16 protein-coding genes and 1 pseudogene are annotated in these 22,758 nt (G+C 61.1%); 7 read left to right on the top strand and 10 right to left on the bottom strand.

The window, feature by feature from the left end:
• Nucleotides 1-104: 104 nt before the first annotated feature.
• A complete protein-coding gene (locus BM403_RS18915; RefSeq protein ID WP_093544191.1) occupies nucleotides 105-4,364 on the top strand; it encodes a DEAD/DEAH box helicase in 4,260 nt (1,419 codons plus the stop codon).
• A 133-nt stretch (nucleotides 4,365-4,497) separates the two neighbouring features.
• Here BM403_RS18915 and BM403_RS18910 read toward each other — a convergent pair whose 3' ends face one another.
• Nucleotides 4,498-6,603, bottom strand: coding sequence for a mechanosensitive ion channel family protein (locus BM403_RS18910; protein WP_093544189.1), 2,106 nt, complete (start codon nucleotides 6,601-6,603; stop codon nucleotides 4,498-4,500).
• Nucleotides 6,604-6,788: 185 nt separating this feature from the next.
• On the opposite strand from BM403_RS18910, the pseudogene BM403_RS32230 reads away from it, so the two are divergent.
• From BM403_RS32230 to BM403_RS18895, 4 genes and pseudogenes are all read left to right on the top strand, one after another.
• Nucleotides 6,789-7,003, top strand: a pseudogene (locus tag BM403_RS32230) (hypothetical protein); the annotation flags it as partial.
• 132 nt (nucleotides 7,004-7,135) lie between these two features.
• Nucleotides 7,136-7,915 carry an endonuclease/exonuclease/phosphatase family protein gene (locus BM403_RS18905; RefSeq protein WP_015886121.1) on the top strand — a complete coding sequence of 260 codons (780 nt, stop codon included), beginning with the start codon at nucleotides 7,136-7,138 and terminating at the stop codon, nucleotides 7,913-7,915.
• Nucleotides 7,912-9,174: a cardiolipin synthase ClsB gene (clsB, locus tag BM403_RS18900; protein ID WP_093544187.1), complete on the top strand. Its 1,263-nt coding sequence runs from the start codon at nucleotides 7,912-7,914 to the stop codon at nucleotides 9,172-9,174. Before BM403_RS18905 ends, clsB begins: the two co-directional genes overlap by 4 nt.
• On the top strand, nucleotides 9,164-10,120 hold the full coding sequence (locus BM403_RS18895) for a lysylphosphatidylglycerol synthase domain-containing protein (protein WP_015886123.1): 957 nt from the start codon (nucleotides 9,164-9,166) through the stop codon (nucleotides 10,118-10,120). Before clsB ends, BM403_RS18895 begins: the two co-directional genes overlap by 11 nt.
• A 65-nt stretch (nucleotides 10,121-10,185) precedes the next feature.
• Here BM403_RS18895 and BM403_RS18890 read toward each other — a convergent pair whose 3' ends face one another.
• From BM403_RS18890 to BM403_RS18880, 3 genes are all read right to left on the bottom strand, one after another.
• Nucleotides 10,186-10,941, bottom strand: a complete 756-nt coding sequence (locus BM403_RS18890) for an alpha/beta hydrolase family protein (RefSeq protein WP_015886124.1) — start codon at nucleotides 10,939-10,941, stop codon at nucleotides 10,186-10,188.
• The gene (locus BM403_RS18885; RefSeq protein ID WP_015886125.1) at nucleotides 10,931-12,040 is read right to left on the bottom strand and encodes a DUF3182 family protein; all 1,110 of its coding nucleotides are present in this window, start codon (nucleotides 12,038-12,040) and stop codon (nucleotides 10,931-10,933) included. Before BM403_RS18885 ends, BM403_RS18890 begins: the two co-directional genes overlap by 11 nt.
• 171 nt (nucleotides 12,041-12,211) lie before the next feature.
• Nucleotides 12,212-13,171: a GlxA family transcriptional regulator gene (locus BM403_RS18880; protein WP_043205977.1), complete on the bottom strand. Its 960-nt coding sequence runs from the start codon at nucleotides 13,169-13,171 to the stop codon at nucleotides 12,212-12,214.
• Nucleotides 13,172-13,267: 96 nt separating this feature from the next.
• On the opposite strand from BM403_RS18880, the gene BM403_RS18875 reads away from it, so the two are divergent.
• Nucleotides 13,268-13,828: a cysteine hydrolase family protein gene (locus tag BM403_RS18875; RefSeq protein ID WP_015886127.1), complete on the top strand. Its 561-nt coding sequence runs from the start codon at nucleotides 13,268-13,270 to the stop codon at nucleotides 13,826-13,828.
• 21 nt (nucleotides 13,829-13,849) lie between these two features.
• Here the strand turns inward: BM403_RS18875 and tam are convergent, their stop codons facing one another.
• From tam to BM403_RS18855, 4 genes are all read right to left on the bottom strand, one after another.
• Nucleotides 13,850-14,611 (bottom strand): trans-aconitate 2-methyltransferase, encoded by a 762-nt coding sequence (gene tam, locus BM403_RS18870; protein WP_093544185.1) that lies wholly within the window; start codon nucleotides 14,609-14,611, stop codon nucleotides 13,850-13,852.
• Between the two features lie 106 nt (nucleotides 14,612-14,717).
• Nucleotides 14,718-15,476 carry a DUF4365 domain-containing protein gene (locus tag BM403_RS18865; protein ID WP_093544183.1) on the bottom strand — a complete coding sequence of 253 codons (759 nt, stop codon included), beginning with the start codon at nucleotides 15,474-15,476 and terminating at the stop codon, nucleotides 14,718-14,720.
• Between the two features lie 169 nt (nucleotides 15,477-15,645).
• Nucleotides 15,646-16,161, bottom strand: a complete 516-nt coding sequence (locus tag BM403_RS18860; RefSeq protein WP_015886130.1) for a single-stranded DNA-binding protein — start codon at nucleotides 16,159-16,161, stop codon at nucleotides 15,646-15,648.
• 9 nt (nucleotides 16,162-16,170) lie between these two features.
• Nucleotides 16,171-17,565: an MFS transporter gene (locus BM403_RS18855; protein ID WP_064052234.1), complete on the bottom strand. Its 1,395-nt coding sequence runs from the start codon at nucleotides 17,563-17,565 to the stop codon at nucleotides 16,171-16,173.
• 178 nt (nucleotides 17,566-17,743) lie between these two features.
• Here BM403_RS18855 and uvrA point away from each other — a divergent pair, with 178 nt between their 5' ends.
• Entirely contained in the window at nucleotides 17,744-20,578 is a 2,835-nt protein-coding gene (gene uvrA, locus BM403_RS18850) for an excinuclease ABC subunit UvrA (RefSeq protein WP_015886132.1), read from the top strand.
• 65 nt (nucleotides 20,579-20,643) lie between these two features.
• Here the strand turns inward: uvrA and bfr are convergent, their stop codons facing one another.
• Nucleotides 20,644-21,108 (bottom strand): bacterioferritin, encoded by a 465-nt coding sequence (bfr, locus tag BM403_RS18845; protein ID WP_015886133.1) that lies wholly within the window; start codon nucleotides 21,106-21,108, stop codon nucleotides 20,644-20,646.
• 155 nt (nucleotides 21,109-21,263) lie between these two features.
• Nucleotides 21,264-22,712, bottom strand: a complete 1,449-nt coding sequence (locus BM403_RS18840; protein WP_015886134.1) for a catalase — start codon at nucleotides 22,710-22,712, stop codon at nucleotides 21,264-21,266.
• Between the last annotated feature and the right edge of the window lie 46 nt (nucleotides 22,713-22,758).

Genomic DNA, 22,758 nt, shown 5'->3' with positions numbered 1-22,758 from the left:
TCAGGTATTTGTCAGAATCGTTGCATTTTGCGGGTTTGTAGCGCAACCGTCACGGACAAAGTGCGCGATTGCAACTTGTTGGAACAGGGGCTATCAATCACTCCATGAACCTTCCTGAATCCACCGACACCGCATTGACCGGCTTCCACCCCGCCGTCAGCACCTGGTTCCGCAGCACCTTCCCCTCGGTGACAGGCGCCCAGGCCCAGGCATGGCCGCTGATCCGCCAGCGCCAATCAACACTGATCGCCGCGCCCACCGGCTCCGGCAAGACGCTCACAGCGTTCCTGGCGGTGCTGGATGACTTGGTCCACCAAGGCCTGGCCAACGGCGGTGAACTGCCGGATGAAACCCTGGTGGTCTATGTGTCGCCACTCAAGGCGCTGTCCAACGACATCCAGATCAACCTGCAAAACCCGCTGGCCGGGATCACTGAGCATCTGCGGAACCTGGGCCTGCCGCCGCTGGCCATCCGCACCGCCGTGCGCACCGGTGACACCCCGCAAAAAGACCGCGCACTGATGCGCAAGCGCCCGCCGCATATCCTGGTGACCACCCCGGAATCGCTCTACGTGCTGCTGGGCTCGGACTCCGGCCGACAGATGCTCGCCAGCACGCGCACGGTGATCATCGATGAAATCCACGCCATCGCCGCCGGCAAACGTGGCAGCCACCTGGCCTTGAGCCTGGAACGCCTGCAAGGCTTGTGCGCCGAGCCACTGATGCGCATCGGCTTGTCGGCCACGCAAAAGCCCATCGACGCGGTGTCGCGGTTCCTCGTCGGCAGCGGCCGGGCGTGCGCGATTGTGGATATCGGCCACGCCCGCCCGCGCGACCTGGATATCGAGGTGCCGCCCGTGCCGCTCTCTGCGGTGATGGCCAACGATGTGTGGGAGCGGGTCTACGACCGCCTCGCCGAGTTGGCCCGCGAACACCGTACCACGCTGATTTTCGTCAACACCCGGCGCCTGGCCGAGCGCCTGGCCCGGCATTTGAGCGAGCGCCTGGGCAAAACCGCCGTGGCCGCCCACCACGGCAGCCTGGCCAAGGAAATGCGCCTGGACGCCGAACAGCGCCTCAAGGGCGGCGAGCTGCAGGTGCTGATCGCCACCGCGTCCCTGGAGTTGGGGATTGATATCGGCGATGTCGATCTGGTTTGCCAGATTGGCTCGCCCGGCTCCATCAACGGCTTTCTGCAAAGAGTCGGTCGCTCCGGCCACCAGGTGGGTGGCACGCCCAAGGGACGACTGTTCGCCACCACCCGCGACGACCTGATTGAATGCGCCGCCCTGCTCGACTGCGTGCGCCGGGGCGAACTCGACACGCTGCAGATTCCCGTGGCGCCTCTGGATGTACTGGCCCAGCAGATCATCGCCGAGGTCAGCGCCCAGGAATGGTCCGAGCAGGCCTTGCTGGCGCTCATCCACCGCGCCGCGCCCTACGCCACGCTGGATGAGCGCCACTACCAGGCACTGCTGCAAATGCTCTCCGACGGTTACAACGGTCGCCAGGGCATCCGCAGCGCCTACCTGCACCGCGACGCCCTGACTCGCACCCTGCGCGGTCGACGGGGCGCCAAGCTGACCGCCGTCACCAGTGGCGGCACCATCCCCGACAACGCCGACTACAGCGTGTTGCTCGAACCCCAGAGCCTGAACATCGGCAGCGTCAACGAAGACTTCGCGGTGGAAAGCATCGCCGGGGATATCTTCCAGCTGGGCAACACCTCGTATCGCATCTTGCGGGTCGAAGCCGGCAAAGTGCGCGTCGAGGACGCCCATGGCCAACCGCCGACCATCCCCTTCTGGCTCGGTGAGGCGCCGGGGCGCAGCCACGAATTGTCAGCGGCGGTGGCGCGCCTCCAAGGTCAGATGGACGCACTGCTCAGCGCCACGCCGGGTGACCTGCACGCCGCACAGGATTGGCTTACCGCCACCCTCGGCCTGAACCGCGCCAGCGCCGAGCAGATCCTCGATTACCTGGCCCGCGCTCGCTTGGCCCTGAGTGCGTTGCCGTCCCAGGACACGTTGATCATGGAGCGTTTTTTCGACGCGTCCGGCGGCACCCAACTGATCATCCACACGCCGTTCGGCAGCCGCGTCAACCGCGCCTGGGGCCTGGCCCTGCGCAAGCGTTTTTGCCGCACGTTCAATGTCGAATTGCAGGCGGCGGCCAGTGAAAATGCAATCGTGCTGTCGCTGTCAACCAGCCACAGTTTCGAGCTGGACGAAGTGTGGCGTTACCTCAATAGCCAGAGCGCCGAGCATATCCTGATACAAGCGGTGCTGGATGCGCCGCTGTTTGGCGTGCGCTGGCGCTGGAATGCCGGGGTGGCGCTGGCGTTGCCGCGCTATACCGGGGGGCGCAAAGTGGCGCCGCAGATTCAGCGCATGAAAAGCGAAGACCTGATCGCCAGCGTCTTCCCCGACCAGATCGCTTGCCTGGAAAACCTCGCCGGCGAGCGCGAGGTGCCTGAACACCCGCTGGTCGAGCAAACGCTCGACGACTGCCTGCACGAAGCCATGGACAGCGAGGGTTGGCTGGCGCTGTTGCGGCGCATGGAACGCGGCGAGGTGCGCCTGATCAGCCGCGACCTGCCCGCGCCCTCGCCCATGGCCGCAGAAATCCTCAGCGCCCGCCCCTACACCTTTCTCGACGATGCCCCCCTGGAAGAGCGCCGCACCCAGGCCGTGCTCAACCGGCGCTGGAGCGACCCGCAGAGCACCGACGACCTCGGCGCACTGGATGCGGATGCCATCGCCGGCGTGCGCGAAGAAGCCTGGCCGGCGCCCAACGGGCCGGACGAAATGCATGAGGCGTTGATGAGCCTGGCGTGCATCGCCGGTAACGAAGTCACGCCGCAATGGGCGACTTGGCTGCACGCATTGGCCCAGAGTGGCCGCGCCTATCAACTGCACACTCACTTACACACCCGCCTGTGGGTCGCCGTCGAACGCCTGAGTTGTGTGCAGACGATCTACCCCGGCAACGTGCCGTTGCTGCCCGGCTTCGATGAGCCCTGGACCGTTGAGGAGGCCGTCACGGAAGTGCTGCGCGCGCGCCTCGGTGGGTTTGGCCCGCTGAGCCTGATCGAGATCGCCGCGCCCCTGGCCTTGCCGGTGGCGGATGTCACCCAGGCACTGGCCCGCCTGGAGCAGGAAGGCTACGTGCTGCGCGGGCATTTCAGCCCCGGTGCCACCCAGGAGCAATGGTGCGAACGCCATTTGCTGGCGCGCATTCATCGTTACACGGTTAAGCGCCTACGCCGGGAAATCGAGCCGGTGGCGCTGCAGGACTTCATGCGTTTTCTGTTCGATTGGCAGCATTTGTCCGACGGCACCCGTGGCCAGGGCAGCGCGATGTTGCCGCAGATCGTCGGGCAGTTCGAAGGGTACGCCGCCGCCACTTCCGCCTGGGACAGCGATTTGCTCAGTGCGCGGCTCAAGGATTACTCCTCGACCTGGCTCGATGAGTTATGCCGCAGCGGCAAACTGGTATGGACGCGCTTGAGCAACAAGACCAGCGCCATGGCATTGCGCAGCACTCCGGTGGTGTTGCTGCCACGCAACCAAGTGGGACTGTGGAGCGGACTGACCGAACCCGCCGACGCCACCACGCTGTCGCCCAAGGCGCAGAAGGTGCATCAAGCCCTGCGCGACCACGGCGCGCTGTTTTTTGATGAACTGGTGCATGAAGCCCACTTACTGCGCAGCGAACTGGAAACCGCTTTGCAGGAACTGGTCGGTGCCGGTTTGGTGAACGCCGACAGCTTTGCCGGGTTGCGTGCGTTGACCACCCCCGCGAGCAAACGCCAGGCGCGCAGCAGTCGGCGCGGGCGCGGCGCGTTTATCGGCGGCATGGACGATGCAGGGCGTTGGGCACTGATCCGACGCCCGTCGACTGCCGCAGGTCCGCCTTCCGCCGAGACCCTGGAGCATGTGGCGATGACCTTGCTGCGCCGCTATGGCGTGGTGTTCTGGCGCTTGCTGGAGCGCGAGGCGGAGTGGCTGCCGAGCTGGCGCGAGTTGCTGCGCACTTTCCATCGGCTGGAGGCGCGCGGGGAGATTCGGGGTGGGCGGTTTGTCAGTGGTTTGGCGGGGGAACAGTTTGCGTTGCCGGAGGCGATTCCGTTGCTGCGTGAAGTGCGGCGTCGACCCCATGATGGGAGTTTGATTGCGGTGTGTGGCGCGGACCCGTTGAACCTGGTGGGCACGCTGTTACCGGGCACCAAGGTGCCGGCGGTGAGTGGCAATCGGATTGTGTACCGGGATGGGTTGCCCGCGGCGGTCATGGTGGCGGGCAAGCAGCAGGTGTTAGTAGAGGTGGATCGGCAGGCGGTGCAGGAGAGGCTGATCAGGCATTGAGTGTTGGGGTGACTTTCAAGGACCTCATCGGGGGCAAGCCCCCTCCCACAGGTGGGCCGAGTCCAACCTTGGAATAGGGCCCACCTGTGGGAGTGGGCTTGCTCGTGAAGGCGTCGGCCCAGTCACCGCAGAATTACTGAGGCCTGGGCTGCTCGGTAAGCACCACCGATGCGGGCACCTCCTCATCCGGCTCATCCACCTGCGCCGCACGTTTAGGCAACAGCACCTGCTGTGGATAAGTCTGCGCGAAGTGCACCTCATCACAGTTATCCACAAGCTTTTTGAGGCGCTGATTGAACGCGCGACTCACTGCATACTGCCCGCCCGACACGGTGCGGAACTGCGCGGTAAGCACCACGCCATTGAGGTCCATCTTGTCGACACCGAACACCTCCAGCGGCCCTTGCAGGTTGTACTTGAGAAACACGTCATCACGGATCGACTGCCCCGCTTCGCGAATCAGCTCCACTGCCTTGTCCACGTCGGTGTCGTAGGTGAACTGCACTGAGAAGAACGCATAGGCAAATTGCCGCGATTGGTTGGTGACCGCCTTGATCTGCCCGAACGGCACCGAGTGCACAAAGCCCTTGCCGTCGCGCAGGCGCAGGGTGCGGATGGTCAGGCCTTCGACGGTGCCGGCGTGGCCGGAGTCAAGCACCACCCAGTCGCCGATGGACAGGGTGTCTTCGATGATGATGAACAGGCCGGTGATCACATCCTGCACCAGTTGCTGCGACCCGAAGCCGATGGCCAGGCCGACCACCCCGGCCCCCGCCAGCAGCGGCGCGACGTTGATCCCGAGGTTGGCCATGGTGGTGATCGCGCAGATCACCACCAGGATGATTTTCACCGCGTTGCGCAGCAGCGGCAGGATGGTTTTGACCCGCGTGCTGGGCTGGCGGCTGGAGCGTTTATTGACCGGTGGCTTGAGCGCTTCCTGGATCGCCGTGTCGAGCACCACCCAGAACAGCCAGGTCATCAGCAGGATCAGGCCGATGCTGCTGAGGGAGTCGCTGATCGCCCGGCCCACCGAGTTACGCTGGGCAAATTCGAACAGCGACACGCCCCAGATTCGTCCAAGAATCTCGATAAAGGCGATGGCCATGACGATACGCAGGATCGCGTGCAACAAGCTGAGGAAGCGTTCCTTGTAGGCGCTGCTGCGCTGGATCGCGACCTGGCTGCGGGATTTAAACAGGTGTTGCAGCACGGTGCTCAGGAACACCGTACCAATCAGCAAAATGGTGGTGAACAACGCACAACGCAGGGCCTTCTGGTTATCGTCGCCGGCCCCGATCAAGTTGATCGCCGAGACCAGCACCATCAACAGGATCGGCCAGTACCACAACCCGGAAAACACCCGCAGTGATTGCTGCAACGCCGGGTGTTTAAGGCGTTGAGTCAACGGTCGATTGCGGATCAGGTGGGCCACCGGTCGACGCAGGCGCACCACCAGCACGCCGAAGATCACGGCGGCGAACAGGCCGGTAAACACCGCGATGCTGCTGGTGATATTGCCGCCGAACTGACGGGCGATTTGCGGGCTGGTCAGCGCGTCGCTGAGGGCAGCGAGAAAGCCGATCAGGAACAACGGCGTGGGGCAGTAGCTGCGGATAATCTGCACCGCCGGGCGCTTGTGGCCGACATTGAACATCACAATCACGCACAACAGCATCGACGTGGAAAAAATACCGCTGCTGGTGGCGTAGGCAAAACACAACGCCAGCGCACGCCCTATCGATGTGGGTAAAAAGTGGCTGACGTACAGCGTCAGCGGCAGGCAGATCAGCGCGGGAATCGTGTAGGGCAGCACATACCCAAGCACCGCTTGCAGGCGCCCGCGCCGGGCGACAAATGGGCGCCGGCTCACGCGTTGGACGATAAAACGCCCCAGCAGCGTCAGCAGGGTAAAGGCGCCGATCCACACCCCTGACAACAGCAGGAAGTTCCCTGCGATGCTCCATGGCGAACGCTCGGACGTCTGGTCGACCAGCCGCCCGACTTCATCCGCCGCACGGTCGGCCCGCAGGCGCCAGGCGTCGATCAGGTTCTGGTTGAGGTCGAGCTTCTCTTGCACATCATCGATGCTGGAGCTGATCGCGCCGAGCAGGCCGCCCTCGACCAGCAATTCCGGCTTGGCCGGCGCTTCAGGTTCCGGAGCGGTGGCCGCGGCTTGCAGTGCGGCACTGGGACAAAACAGCAGCGCGCCGAGCAGTAATGCAGTCTTTAGATTCAGCAAAACACCGGGCTCCTTCAGAAGGGTCTGTAAGGAACTGACGGGTTTGAGCCTTGATCGTTCCCCGTTTGCGGCATCTTTGACTTGCAGGCAACTATCAAATGCCAATCCCTGGCTTTTTCCGCAACAGCCAACACTCGTCACTGCGCTCCTGATTGAAACCCACCGGAGTTGCAGCCATGCCCATTGCCTTTAACCTGGGGATCGCCGGTGGCGCCTGGGGCGGCGGGTTGATCGTGACGCATATGGGGCTCATCCACACGGCCTGGATCGGTTGGGGCCGGTGTACGCAGAGCGTTCGACGCGGATAGTCGCCGGCACTGAATCAGCAGCCATACACATCCAATGTGGGAGGGGGCTTGCTCCCGATAGCGGTGGGGCAGTTGATGCAGGTGTCGACTGATCGACTGCTATCGGGAGCAAGCCCCCTCCCACATGGGTTCTATGCCGTCTGTAGGAAGGTGGAAACTTTCAGCCAAAAATCATAGTCAGCCATAAACGGGGGCCAGGCCCCCACTTTTTCACAGGAGCAATTATGGCTGCGATCCCTGACTGGGTGCCCGTAACCCCCAGCGTCGCCATCAGTCGCTTCACGGTGCTGACGGTCAATATCCACAAGGGTTTCACCGCCCTCAATCGACGCTTCATCCTGCCCGAGCTGCGTGAGGCGGTGCGCAGTGTGGGCGCCGACATGGTGTTCCTGCAGGAAATTCACGGCACTCATGAGCGTCACCCCCAGCGCTTCAGCGACTGGCCGAACATGCCTCAGTATGAGTTCCTTGCCGACAGCATCTGGCCGCAGTTCGCCTACGGGCGCAATGCGGTCTACCCCCACGGCGACCACGGCAATGCCCTGCTGTCGAAATTCCAGATCGTGCACTACGACAACCTCGATATCTCCCAAAGCGGGCATGAAAACCGTGGGCTGCTGCATTGCGTGCTGCGCTTGCCGGGCACCGGGCAGGAAGTGCACGCGATCTGCATCCACCTGGGCCTGCGTGAGGTGCATCGCCAGCAACAGTTGCGCTTGCTGGAGCAGCGCATCAGCGAGATCCCGGCCGGTGCACCGCTGGTGGTCGCGGGCGACTTCAACGATTGGCGCCAGAAGGCCGACCTCAGTCAAAGCGGACTGCGGGAAGTCTTCATCGAAACCCACGGCAAACTCCCGCGCACCTTCCCGGCGCGCCTGCCCTTGCTGCCACTGGACCGCATCTATGTGCGCAATGTGAAAGTGCATAACCCTCGGGTGCTGACCTCACGGCCTTGGTCGCATTTGTCCGACCACGTGCCGCTGTCGGTGGAGATCGAACTATGAACGTTGCCGTAGAACATATTTCCACTGACCAGCCGCCGGATGAAGCCAAGGCCCGTGACCTGGATTACGGCTGGCAGAGCGGCAACCAGGTTGAGTTGCTCGAGAATGGCGAGGCGTACTTTCCCAAGGTGTTCGAGGCACTGCGCGCGGCGCGGCGGGAGATCCTGCTGGAGACCTTCATTCTCTTCGAAGACAAGGTCGGCCATGAGCTGCAGGGCATTCTCATCGAGGCCGCGCAGCGCGGCGTGAACGTGGTGGTCAGCCTCGACGGTTTTGGCTGCGGCGAGTTGAGCCCGGTGTTTCTCAGTGAGCTGGCCGAGGCGGGCGTGGCGGTGCAGATGTTCGACCCTGCGCCGAAAACCCTCGGCATTCGTACCAATTGGTTCCGCCGCCTGCACCGCAAGATTGTGGTGGTGGACGCCGAGGTGGCGTTCATCGGCGGGATCAATTTTTCCGCCGATCACTTGGGTGACTATGGGCCTGAGGCCAAGCAGGACTATGCGGTTCGGGTGACCGGCCCGGCGGTGGCGGACGTGCATCATTTCGCCCTTGCCCAAAGCGGTCGCCAGGTACGTAAGCGGCGCGGTTGGCGGCGGCGCCAGCAGCGACCGGCGTTGTGGTCCACCGACAAGAGCGACGGCCAGGTGCGCTTGATCTACCGCGACAACCTGCAGCACCGCGACGACATCGAAGAAGCGTATGTGTACGCATTGAGCAAGGCACAACATCGCGTGGTGATCGCCAACGCTTACTTCTTCCCCGGCTACCGCTTGCTGCGCGAGATCCGCAATGCAGCGCGCCGTGGCGTGCAGGTGCAAATGATCATGCAGGGCCAGCCCGATGTGCTGCTGGCCAAGCTGGCGGCGCGCATGCTCTACGACTATCTGCTCAAGGATGGCGTGGTGATTCACGAATACTGCCAGCGCCCGCTGCATGGCAAAGTCGCCTTGGTGGATGACGAATGGAGCACCGTTGGTTCGAGCAACCTGGACCCGTTGAGCCTGTCGCTGAACCTGGAAGCCAACGTGCTGATCCGCGACCGTGCGTTCAATCAGCAGCTGTATGAACGCCTGGAAACCCTGGCAAAAAATCATTGCCAGACGATGCCGGAAAACCGTAAGCCGCGCCTGTGGCTCTGGCGATTGACCGTGGGGTTCCTGGTGTTCCATGTGATGCGCCACTTTCCCGCGCTGACGGGTTGGTTACCGGCGCACAAGCCCCGTTTGAAACCTTTCGAGAGCCCGTCCCATGACGTCTGAAACCAAAGGCTCGCGGTTCAAGCGCTGGAAGAAACCGCTGACCATCGCCTTCTTCCTGCTGCTGATCGTACTGTTCACCATGCTCGCCCGGCGTATCGACTGGAGCGAAGTAGTGCAGACCTTGGGCGATTTCAAACTGCGCACGCTGGTGATCGCAGGCACGCTGACGTTATGCAGTTTTCTGGTATACGCCAGTTTCGACCTGATCGGCCGCACCTATATTCGCCAGCCCCTGGTGTGGAAGCAGATCCTGCCGGTGGGCATCATCAGCTATGCGTTCAACCTCAACCTGAGTGCGTGGGTCGGGGGCATCGCGATGCGCTATCGGCTGTATTCACGACTGGGCGTGAGCAACAGCAATATCGCCAAGATCCTGGGCCTGAGCCTGGCCACCAACTGGTTTGGCTACATGGCGATAGCCGGAGTGATTTTCAGCAGCGGCCTGGTCACGATGCCGCCGGGGTGGAAGGTCAGTACCCTTGCATTGCAAGGCATTGGTGCGGTGTTAGTGCTGGTCAGCCTCGGGTATCTGGCGGCCTGCCAGTATTCGAAAAAGCGTGCGTGGACGATTCGCGGCATGGAAATCAACCTGCCGTCGCTGCGCATGGCGTGTTTGCAATTGATGTTGGGCGCGCTGAACTGGTCGCTGATGGCTGCGGTGATTTTCACCCTGCTGCCGGCCAAGCTGGACTATCCACTGGTGCTGGGCGTGTTGCTGATCAGCGCGATTGCCGGGGTGCTCACCCACATACCGGCCGGGCTTGGGGTGCTGGAGGCAGTGTTTATTGCGCTGTTGCAGCACGAGGCGTCGCGGGGCAGTTTGCTGGCGGGGTTGATCGCTTATCGGGCGATCTACTTTATTGTGCCGCTGCTGATTGCGCTGGTGATGTACCTCGGCGTGGAAGCCAAGGCCAAGGCATTGCGGGTGAAGAAAACACCGGCTTGAAAGAATGTGGGGTGATCAAGCGCTATCGCAGGCCAGCCGGCGATAGCGATCTAAAGCGCAACAAACTATTGAGCCTGGATGATGCTCAACCGCTCACCCACCACCATCTCCGTGATCCAGTCCACCAGGATGGAGGTGTAGGCCTGCTGGGACACCGGATCGCTGAGGGAATGATCGGCCCCGTCGATGATGCGGTGAGTCAGTGAATGCGTCTGCTGGCACGCCGCGCGGTAACTCATGATGGTGGCGTGGGGCACATGGTCGTCGGTTTCCGACTCGACGATCAGCACGTCGCCGGTAAACGCCGAACACGCGTGCAAGGCGCGATTGGTCTCGGCGTGGACCAGGGTGCTGCGGTAATCCATCAAATCCATCTTGTCCAGATCGCGCTTGGGCTTAAGCCATTCGTCGTCGCGGTACAACGCAGGCACGCGCAACGCCAGCCAGCGCACCGGACGCAAGGAGGTGAGAATCGCCGCCAGGTATCCACCGTAACTGGTGCCGACGACGGCCACCGCCGAGGTGTCGATGGCCGGGTGTGACAACAGCCGGTCGTACGCCGCCAGCAAGTCGCGCAGGTTGTCGTCGCGGGTCACACGGGCTAACGGAATGCCGGAGCCGGCGTGGCCTCGCAGGTCGAAGGTCAGGCACACGCACCCGAGGCCGGCGATGCCCTTGGCACGTTCAAGGTCGCGCTCCTGGCTCCCGCCCCAGCCGTGCACGAACAACACCCCCGGCACTTTGGATTTGGGGCTGAGGAAGGTGCCGCTCATCTGTTCGTCGTCGATATCGATCGCAATGCTTTCGCTTCTAGCCGTCATAAGATTTAACCGTCACGTACTTGAGAAGAAACTCGCTGTTTTCCGCCGGGCCGCGATACACCTCGATGGCATCAGCCGGCAACGGTTCGTCCACGTAGGTTTCCACCGAGGACACATGGATCGCGCGCAGGCCAGGGTTGTTGATAAAACTCTGCAACGCCGCGACTTCCGCACTGCTCGCCCCGCCCATGCGCCAGGACTGCTCGAGCACGCCGCTGCGACGCTGGCCGTCACTGTCCAGGCCTTGGGCGATGTCGTAGTTGCGCCGTGAGGCATAAAAGCCAGGGTAGGCCTCATCGGCGGCATTGTCGAAAACCTGGGCTTGCTCAATGGCTTCACGCACGTCGTCGGGCAAGTCGAGCAGCAACAGGTCGGCGTAGCCTCCCGGCACCACCAGCAGGTCGGAGCCGCCGTAGACGTCTTCGCCCTGCCCGTCTTCCGTCAGGTATTGCTCGCCGCAGTAACTGAACACGTGCCCGCCGATAAAACTTTGGCCGACGCTGTGGGTGACCACATCGTGCAGGTCCTGCTCCAGCACCACGCCTTCGCTGAACAGCTTCGCAGCGTCAGGTCGCGCCAGCACAGCGTCGAATTCGTCGAGGCTGTGGATAACTTCCTGCCCGCGCCCCGCACAGGCGTGCACAGGTTTTATGCGGATTGGCCCGCTGTAGAGCAAGCGTGTGGCGGCAGGCCGTGCGTCCTCAAAGGCGAAAACGCTCAAGCCATCCAGCACGACGTTTCGCACACGCTCGCAGAACAGCGCAGACCAACCTTCCGGCGCTTTGGCCTCGGGGCCGAGCAGGCCATGACTGATGGCCTTGGTGCAGATGAAGTCGTGGTCGACGTAGCCGCCCCACAAATCCTCAGGCCCTTTGATATTGAGCGTTCGAGCCTGCGCCGGGCCGACCAGGGTTTGCGTGGGCAGCAGGTAAAGCGCTCGCCCCGCATGCCGGTCGGGGTCATAGCTGCCGCCGAATTTGAGCCCCAGGATCTGCGCCAGCCAGCGCGCCAGGGCGCGGTTGGTCTCGACCTCATGCAGCGGCGCGCCCTCGCGTATGGAATGCGCGACTACCAGCTTCTTGCGTTGAATCGGGGTCATGCGTCCCCCTTGGCCATCCAGCCATGTGTGTGCAGAGAAGGCTGCAGGGATCAGGCCAAGGCTGTTTCAGGGGAGAAGGTTCTCAAATCAAGCAGTTGCCGGAAAACCGATGGCAGTTGGCCTGCCTCATTCTGCACGACAGTGCTTCAGCGCCGCGGCGTTCTGCACGATTCAGACGCCAAAGCGGCTGCGGTAATCGCTGGGCGCCATGCCGGTGATCTTCTTGAAGATAGCGCGAAAGGCACTGGGGTCCTGGTAACCCACGGTCCAGGCAATATGGTCGATAGTGCCGTTGGTGAACTCAAGCATCTGCCGTGCCTTGCCCACGCGCAGGTGCTGGCAGTATTCGGTGGGTTTCAAGCCGGTGGCGTTGCGAAAACGCCGCAGGAACGTACGCTCTTCCAGGCCCGCCTCCTGAGCCATCGCCGCCACGCACACATCCACCGCACCGCTGGCCTGCAGCCAATGCTGAACCTTGAGGATGGCTGCGTCACCGTGGCCGAGAATGGGCGCGAAGTTACTGCCGCACTGGCTGGCGCTGTCACTGTGCTCGATCACCAGAAAACGCGCTGTGTCGGCCGCGACGCTTGGGCCCATCAGGCGATCGACCAGGCGCAGGCCGAGTTCGGACCAGGCCATCAAACCGGCGGTGGTGATCAGGTCGCCGTCATCGACAATGGGTTTGTTCGCTTCCAGGCGTACGGCCGGGTAGCGGGCCGCGAAGGATTCGGCGGAAGACCAATGGGTGGTGGCGCTGCGCCCGTCGAGCAGTCCACTGCGCGCCAGCATGATCGAGCCCACACACACGCCGCCCAACACCGTGCCGGCCGTGTGTTGCCGGCGAAGCCATTCCAGTAGCGCAGGGGGCGCCTGGTCTTCGGTGAACTCACCCATCGACGGCGGCACCAGTACGGCCATCAACGGTTGATCGGGGCCGGGGGCACTGCTGAATACGCGCACGGGTGTGCCGCTCGCCTCCACCTGCCAATGGCTGACCCGCAGCAACGGCAATTGCGCGGACTGGTGCTCGGCGGCGATGCGATTGGCCACGCCGAACAGGTCGGTCAGGCCATGCACGGCCGCCCATTGCGCGCCTTGGTAGATCAACACGCCCAGCTCAACAACGACCATTGTCAGTTTTCCCCCTGTTATTGTCGGTGCAGCCAATCCTAAGTGCAGGCGCCAGCTAACATACTGGGCCCATCAACCCATCACGAGGCAACACACATGGCCAAGCAAGCGCTCATCCTAATCGATATCCAGAACGACTACTTCCCCCAGGGCAAGTGGCCACTCGACGGCGTGGAGGCCGCGGCAGACAAAGCCGCGCAGGTGCTGCATGCTTTTCGCCAGGCCGGCGATGCAGTGATTCATGTGCGTCATGAGTTCACGTCCGATGAAGCGCCGTTCTTCACGCCAGGCTCCGAGGGCGCGCACCTGCATAGCAAAGTGCTGAACGAGGGCAATGAGCCGGTGGTGCTCAAGCATTTCGTGAATGCGTTTCGCGAGACCAACCTGCGTGCCTTACTGGAGCAACGCAGCATCACCGAAGTGGTGGTAGTCGGCAGCATGAGCCACATGTGTATTGACGGCGTGGTACGGGCGGCGGCGGACCTGGGTTACAAGGTCACGGTGATTCATGATGCGTGTGCGACGCGGGATCTGGAATTTAATGGCACGGTGATTCCAGCGGCGCAGGTGCATGGGGCTTATATGGCGTCGCTGGCGTTTGGTTATGCGGGCGTGGTGTCGGCGGATGAATACTTGAAGGCGCAAGCGGCGTCTTGACCACCGCTTGCTCAGGGCATATCAGCGAGTCGCGATGATGAACAAGCGCGGGAATGGCAACAGTACGGTGCCATCGGCCAGCGCTGGGTAAGCCTGGGTGATCCGCGCTTTGTATGCCTGAAGAAAAGCGGCTTTTTCGTCGTCGCTCAACGGCGCCAGGAATGGACGTAGGGCTGAGGCCTTGAACCATTCCACCACGGCGCCGTGGTCCGCCAGCGGGTGCTGGTAGGTGGTGCGCCACACATCGACGGTGCTGCAATGTGTGCTCAGCAGCTCGTAGTAGTAACTCGCGGTGTGGCGCTCATTGTGTTTGACCGCGCCGATTTTGGCAGACCATGGGCCATCGGCCGCGACTTCGCGGGCGAGACGGTGGGCGGGTTCATCAAGGTTGTCCGGGGTTTGCACCGCCAGCGTGCCGCCTTGCGTCAGGTGCTTGACCAGGTGCGGATACAGCGTGGCGTGGTCCGGCAGCCATTGCAGGGACGCGTTGGCCAGGATCACATCGAAGGCTTGCGCGGGGTTCCAGGCACCGATATCCGCCAGCTCGAAGTTCAGCGCGGGCAGGCGTTTACGGGCGTCGGCCAGCATGTCGTCGGAGCTGTCCATGCCGGTGACGTGCGCGTGCGGGAAGCGCGCAGCCAGCACCTCCGTGGAGTTGCCGGGACCGCAGCCCAAGTCCACGGCATGGCGCACTTCAGCATTCGGAATGGCCGCGACCAAGTCACGGACAGGACGGGTGCGCTGCTGTTCGAACATCGTGTACTGCTGGGCTGACCAGGTCATCACGGCTTTCCTTGTTTTTGAGGGTGGGCGACAGCCTAATTCTTGCGACCTGCAATGCACAAACACCAGTGCCTGTTCATGCCGGCGGAAAGAGCATCGTCGCCAATCAAAGGTGAGCAACCTCCAGACGCCGCCCCATCACCTCTCCACGATCAAAGGCCGCTATGGCCTGATCGATTTCCTCCTGACACTCAGGGAAAAATTCAATCACCCACTCACGAATTCTCTCGAGTAAACCTTCGTCTCGCTTTATTTCATTCCTCAAAAACACCGCGTACCCATAGGAAAGGGTTAACACTTCATCTGACGCAAAAAAACGTAACCACTTAACCATCGCCTCCACATCACCACCAAAATTCAACATCAGATCAAGGCACCTGATGAGCTGCGCCGACGCGTTGTGCAACGTGTAATCACCCATCGTTAAGCACGCCTGACAGTGTTCGCCGGCAATCTCCTCAAGCAATGCGAAGCCACTCTCATTCAATTCCTCGGACTCATCCAGACTAATCGCGCCATGGTTTGCCCGATTGCGCTCGGCCAGCAAAAACCTGATCGTGCCGCTCTCCACTTCAACCACGAAAAGGAAGACAGGCAGTGGCGAAATAGAAAGGTAGTTTTCAGTACTTTGCTTGAGTTTCAGGGCTCGAACCTTCTTCCTGGAGCCTTTGACTTGAACCTTGAAGAGGATCCCAGTCGCATGACCACGCTCGCTGAATACTTCAACCTCGCCGTCGATGCCATAGTCTTTATCTTTTTCCAGACGGCGATAAATCCAGCCCCTCGCCGTGATAGCCCGTTCTACCAGAGACTCAGCCAGAGTCCCTATGACGTGAGAAGCTGGACGTTTAGGTAATGCCCTCATTGCTAACTATCCCCCTCCAAAAGTGGCTTACATCATGCGGCCCCTGCTGAGGTCTACAGCGTGGCCAGCCATGTGATCTTTACTTTCTCGCAGGCAAAGAAAAAGCCCCGGATGCTTATGCACCGGGGCTTTCAGGGTAAAACTCTACATCAAGTCTCTGAGCCGTATCCTAGAACGGGATATCGTCATCAAAGCTGTCGAAATCCGGAGCCGGTTGCGGAGCGGCCTGTTGTGGCGCTGGACGCGACTCACGCTGTGGCTGCTGGCTTGGCTGTGGACGCGACTGCTGTGGACGCGGTGCCGAGTTGGACATGCCACCCTGGCCCTGTTGGTCGCCCTGTGGACGGCCGCCCAGCAGTTGCATGGTGCCTTGCATGTCGACCACGATTTCGGTGGTGTAACGCTTGATGCCGTCTTTTTCCCACTCGCGGGTTTGCAGTTTGCCTTCGATGTAGACCTGCGAACCTTTACGCAGGTATTCACCGGCGATCTCTGCAACCTTGCCGAACATCGACACACGGTGCCATTCGGTTTTCTCGACCTTCTGGCCGCTCTGCTTGTCGGTCCACTGCTCGCTGGTCGCCAGACTCAGGTTGGTCACGGCGTTACCGTTAGGCAAGTAGCGAACTTCGGGATCCTGGCCGCACGTACCGACCAATATGACTTTGTTAACCCCACGGGCCATAACGTTCTCCTAGGCTGGGCGCGCTGTCGGCACTGGGTTGACCAGTTGCTCGAGCGTCGCGCGATCCAATAATTCGGTGTCCAATTTGATGTAAATGGCCGCCTCTTCTGCGACCACAACTGCATCTGTTACCCCTACGACGGCCTTCAGGCGCTCTACCAGGCCGCTTTCACGGATCGCCTCAGGTGATAGCGGCAGACGCAGACTTGTGACGTAGGGAGGTTCGCGCATGGTAACAGCAAAGGCGAGCCAAAGTGCAGCCAGCCCGGCGCATCCGAGGAAGACAACCGACAAACCGCCATGCTGGAACATCCAGCCACCCATGATGCCGCCCAGTGCCGAACCCAGGAACTGGCTGGTGGAGTACACCCCCATGGCCGTGCCTTTGCCGCCCGCCGGTGAAACCTTACTGATCAGCGAAGGCAATGACGCCTCCAGCAGGTTGAACGCGGTGAAGAACACCACCGTGCCGATGACCAGCGCCCGCAGGCTGTCGCCGAACTGCCAGAAGAATAGCTCAGTGAGCATCAGCGTCGCGACGGCGCCGAGCAGAACTCGTTTCATTTTGCGTTTTTTCTCGCCATAGATGATGAACGGGATCATGGCGAAGAACGAAATCAGCAGCGCTGTGAGGTAGACCCACCAGTGCTGTTCCTTGGGCAGGCCGGCTTTTTCCACCAGTGCCAGGGGCAGCGCGACAAAGCTGCACATCAGCATCGCGTGCAACACGAAGATACCTAAATCCAGGCGCAACAGGTCGGGATGCTTGAGCGTCGGCAACAGTACCTTGCGGGCCACACCCGACTCACGGTGCTGCAACGTCCCGGTGGAACGCGGCACCATAAAGGCCACGATCACAATACCGAACAGCGCCATGCCGCCGGTGGCCAGGAACAGCCCGTGCAGGCCGAACGCGCGGGTCAGCAAGGGGCCGACCACCATGGCTACGGCAAATGACAGGCCGATGGTCATGCCGATCATGGCCATGGCTTTGGTGCGATGTTGTTCGCGAGTCAGGTCCGACAACAGCGCCATGACCGCCGCGGAGATCGCGCCGGCGCCTTGCAGGATACGACCGGCGATCACGCCCCAGATCGAATCTGATTGGGCTGCGAGCACACTGCCGAGGGCAAACACGATCAGCCCCAGGTAGATCACTGGGCGACGGCCAATGCGGTCGGAAATGATCCCGAACGGAATCTGAAAAATCGCCTGGGTCAGGCCATAGGCGCCAATCGCCAGGCCGATCAATGCGGGGGTCGCGCCTGCGAGATCCATTCCATAGGTCGCCAGCACCGGCAACACCATAAACATGCCCAGCATACGGAAGGCGAACACCAGGGCCAGACCGCTTGCCGCTCGGGTCTCGCCGCTACTCATGCGTTCGCTGTGGGGATCGTGCATGGAAAAACCTCGTGTGAACCGGCGGCGATTCTACCAGTCCCATCGATTGAGAGGGTATATGCGGCGCTTTGCCGCGCAGCTTTCATCTAAGGCTGCAAGCGGCCTTTTGACAGTGTATATTCATCCAGTCTTTAGCCGTATACTCCGGCATTATTTACGCCCGCCGTGCGAGGCCATCTTGGACAAGATCCTGATTCGTGGGGCTAGAACCCACAACCTGAAGAATATCGACCTGACCCTACCCCGGGACAAACTGATCGTCATCACCGGCTTGTCCGGCTCCGGCAAATCGTCCCTGGCGTTCGACACGCTGTATGCCGAAGGCCAACGTCGCTATGTGGAATCGCTGTCGGCCTACGCCCGCCAGTTCCTGTCGATGATGGAAAAACCCGACGTCGACACCATTGAAGGCCTGTCGCCGGCGATCTCCATCGAGCAGAAGTCGACTTCCCATAACCCGCGCTCCACCGTGGGCACCATTACCGAGATCTATGACTACCTGCGCCTGCTGTATGCGCGCGTAGGTATCCCGCGTTGCCCCGACCATGACATTCCCCTGGAAGCCCAGACCGTCAGCCAGATGGTGGACCTGGTGCTGGCCCAGCCGGAAGGCGCCAAGCTGATGCTGCTGGCACCGGTGATCCGTGAGCGCAAGGGCGAACACCTTTCCGTCTTCGAAGAGCTGCGTGCGCAAGGTTTTGTGCGCGCGCGGATCAACGGCAAGCTGTATGAGCTGGACGAAGCGCCGAAACTCGACAAACAGAAGAAACACTCGATTGATGTGGTCGTCGACCGCTTCAAAGTGCGCGCCGACCTGCAGCAGCGCCTGGCGGAATCTTTCGAAACCGCGTTGAAGCTGGCCGACGGCATTGCCCTGGTGGCGCCGATGGATGACGAGCCGGGCGAAGAGATCATCTTCTCCGCGCGCTTTGCCTGCCCTATCTGCGGCCACGCCATCAGCGAGCTGGAACCCAAGCTGTTTTCCTTCAACAACCCGGCTGGCGCCTGCCCGACCTGTGATGGCCTGGGGGTGAAGCAATTCTTTGACATCAAGCGCCTGGTCAACGGTGACCTGACGCTGGCGGAGGGGGCGATTCGCGGCTGGGACAGGCGCAACGTCTATTACTTCCAGATGCTCGGGTCGTTGGCGTCGCACTATAAATTCAGCCTGGAAGTGCCCTTCAATCAACTGCCGGCGGACCAGCAGAAGGTCATTCTCCACGGCAGCGGTTCACAGAATGTCGACTTCAAGTACCTGAACGACCGTGGCGATATCGTCAAGCGCTCACACCCGTTCGAAGGTATCGTGCCGAACCTCGAGCGTCGCTACCGTGAGACCGAGTCGGCGAGCGTACGCGAAGAGTTGGCGAAATTCCTCAGCACCCAGCCTTGCCCGGATTGCCGCGGTACTCGCCTGCGCCGTGAAGCCCGGCATGTGTGGGTGGGCGAGAAAACCTTGCCTGCGGTGACCAACCTGCCGATTGGTGATGCCTGCGAGTACTTTGGTGTGCTCAAGCTGACCGGTCGCCGTGGGGAAATCGCCGATAAGATTCTCAAGGAAATCCGTGAGCGGCTACAGTTCCTGGTCAACGTTGGCCTGGATTACCTGTCGCTGGATCGCAGTGCCGATACCTTGTCCGGCGGTGAAGCCCAGCGGATTCGCCTGGCCAGCCAGATTGGTGCCGGCCTTGTGGGCGTCTTGTACATCCTTGATGAACCGTCGATCGGCCTGCACCAGCGTGACAATGATCGCCTGCTGGGCACGCTGAAACACCTGCGGGATATCGGCAACACGGTAATTGTGGTCGAGCACGATGAAGACGCGATCCGCCTGGCGGATTACGTCGTCGACATTGGCCCGGGCGCTGGCGTGCATGGCGGGCATATTGTCGCCGAGGGCACGCCCGCCGAAGTCATGGCTCATCCGGATTCACTGACCGGCAAATACCTTTCCGGCCGTGTGAAGATCGCAGTGCCTGCAAAACGTACACCGCGCAACAAGAAGCTGGCGCTGCACCTCAAGGGCGCGCGTGGCAACAACTTGCGCAATGTCGACCTGGAGATTCCACTGGGTCTGCTGACCTGCGTGACCGGTGTTTCCGGCTCGGGCAAATCGACGCTGATCAACAACACGCTGTTCCCCTTGAGTGCCACCGCCCTGAATGGCGCAACTACCTTGGAAGCGGCTGCCCACGACAGCATCAAAGGCCTGGAACACCTGGATAAGGTGGTCGATATCGATCAGAGCCCGATTGGCCGCACGCCGCGCTCCAACCCGGCGACCTACACCGGGTTGTTCACGCCTATTCGTGAGCTGTTTGCTGGCGTTCCGGAATCCCGTTCAAGGGGTTACGGGCCTGGCAGGTTCTCGTTCAACGTCAAAGGCGGTCGCTGTGAAGCCTGCCAGGGCGATGGCTTGATCAAGGTGGAGATGCACTTCCTGCCGGACATCTACGTGCCGTGCGATGTATGCAAGAGCAAGCGCTACAACCGCGAAACCCTGGAGATCAAGTACAAGGGCAAGAGCATCCACGAAACCTTGGAAATGACCATCGAGGAAGCACGGGTGTTCTTTGATGCGGTCCCGGCGTTGGCGCGCAAGCTGCAGACACTGATGGACGTGGGTTTGTCGTATATCAAGCTGGGCCAATCGGCGACTACGCTATCGGGTGGTGAGGCGCAGCGGGTGAAGCTGTCTCGCGAGCTGTCCAAGCGCGATACCGGTAAGACCCTGTATATCCTCGATGAGCCGACCACCGGCCTGCACTTCGCGGATATCCAGCAACTGCTGGACGTGTTGCACCGCCTGCGCGACCACGGCAATACCGTGGTGGTGATCGAGCACAACCTTGATGTGATCAAGACCGCGGATTGGCTGGTCGACCTGGGGCCGGAAGGCGGTTCCAAGGGTGGCCAGATCATCGCCGTTGGCACACCGGAGCAGGTCTCCGAAATGCCGCAGTCGCACACCGGTTACTACTTGAAACCGTTGTTGGCACGCGACCGGGCCTGAGTTATTCAGGCCCAATAAAAAGCCCCTGTCACTTTGCAGTGACAGGGGCTTTTTTATAGCCGGAATCAGAACTGCGATTGCAGATAATTCTCCAGGCCCACCAGCTTGATCAGGCCCAGCTGCTTTTCAAGCCAGTAAGTATGATCTTCTTCGGTGTCATTCAACTGCACCCGCAGAATTTCCCGAGTGACATAGTCGTTGTGCTGCTCGCAGAGCTCGATGCCCTTGCAGAGCGCGGCACGGACCTTGTACTCGAGGCGCAGGTCGGCAGCGAGCATGTCAGGTACCGTGGTGCCCACATCCAGATCATCGGGACGCATACGCGGCGTGCCTTCGAGCATGAGGATACGGCGCATCAGTGCGTCGGCGTGCTGTGCCTCTTCTTCCATCTCGTGGTTGATACGCTCGTAGAGCTCGGTAAAGCCCCAGTCTTCGTACATGCGCGAGTGGATGAAATATTGGTCACGAGCAGCCAGTTCGCCCGTCAGCAACGTGTTGAGGTAATCGATTACGTCGGGGTGACCTTGCATCGCCCTACATCTCCCTGCTTGAAAGTCTGTAGTTTGAACCATGATGACTTGAAGGTCACGGGACCAACGGCAGAAAAGTGAACATTTCCGGAGAAAAGTAGCTGAAATAACGCAAAAACCGCCCAAATGAGGGCGGTTCTGCTTATCGTTTAGAGTTAGTTAAGCGATACACCCAGTGCAGATGCGACCCCTTCTCCATAAGCAGGATCTGCCTTGAAGAAGTACTGCAACTGACGCTGAACAACGTCGCTGGAAACGCCCGCCATGGCGCCGGCAATGTTGTTGATCAGCAGGGCTTTCTGCTCATCATTCATCAGGCGGAACAACGCACCCGCGTGGCTGTAGTAATCGCTGTCTTCGCGATGATCATAACGATCCGCCGCGCCACTCAGTGCCAATGCCGGCTCGGCATACTGCGGAGCCTGCTTCGGTGCATCGGCGTAGCTATTTGGCTCGTAGTTTGGAGCCGCACCGCCATTGCTGCCGAATGCCATCGAACCATCACGCTGGTAGCTGTTAACAGGGCTGCGTGGCGCGTTCACCGGCAGGTGCTGGTGGTTGGTGCCGACACGGTAGCGGTGGGCATCAGCGTAAGCGAACACACGACCTTGCAGCATGCGGTCCGGCGACAAACCAACACCCGGAACCATGTTGCTTGGACCGAAAGCAGCCTGCTCAACCTCAGCAAAGTAGTTAAGCGGGTTACGGTTCAGCTCTAGCTCACCGACTTCGATCAATGGGAACTCTTTCTGCGACCAGGTCTTGGTCACGTCGAAGGGGTTCTCGTAGTGAGCGCTGGCCTGGGCTTCAGTCATGATCTGGATGCACACACGCCATTTCGGGAAATCACCGCGCTCGATAGCGCCAAACAGATCGCGTTGGGCGTAATCAGGGTCGGTACCGGCCAAGCGTGCAGCGTCAGCAGGCGACAGGTTCTTGATGCCTTGCTTGGTCTTGTAGTGCCATTTGACCCAATGACGCTCGCCCTTGGCGTTGATCAGGCTGTAGGTGTGGCTACCGAAGCCGTGCATGTGACGGTAGCCGTCCGGAATACCACGGTCCGAAAACAGGATGGTGACCTGGTGCAACGCCTCAGGGGAGTGCGACCAGAAGTCCCACATCATCTGCGCACTTTTCAGGTTGCTTTGCGGCAGGCGCTTTTGGGTGTGGATGAAGTCAGGAAACTTCAATGGGTCACGAATGAAGAACACAGGGGTGTTGTTACCCACGATATCCCAGTTGCCCTCTTCGGTATAGAACTTCAGGGCGAAACCACGAGGGTCACGCTCGGTGTCAGCCGAACCGCGCTCACCGCCCACAGTGGAAAACCGCAGGAACGTCGGCGTTTGTTTGCCGATGGACTCAAACAGCTTGGCGCTGGTGTATTGCGTGATGTCTTGTGTGACCGTGAAGGTGCCATAGGCGCCCGAACCCTTGGCATGTACACGACGCTCAGGAATGTTTTCACGGTTGAAGTGGGCAAGCTTCTCGATCAGGTGAAAATCGTCGAGCAGCAACGGGCCACGCGGGCCGGCGGAACGGGAATTCTGATTGTCCGCAACGGGAGCTCCGCTGGCGGTAGTAAGGATTTTATTCTGGCTCATGCTCAATTTCCCTCAGGTCGGACTTGGAACTGCCGGCTAATCGGCT

It is taken from the genome of Pseudomonas sp. OV546 (genome assembly GCF_900116845.1).
Lineage (GTDB): Bacteria > Pseudomonadota > Gammaproteobacteria > Pseudomonadales > Pseudomonadaceae > Aquipseudomonas > Aquipseudomonas petroselini.
The sequence above is the reverse complement of the archived record's forward strand: the minus strand, read 5'-3'. Positions and strand labels throughout refer to the sequence as shown.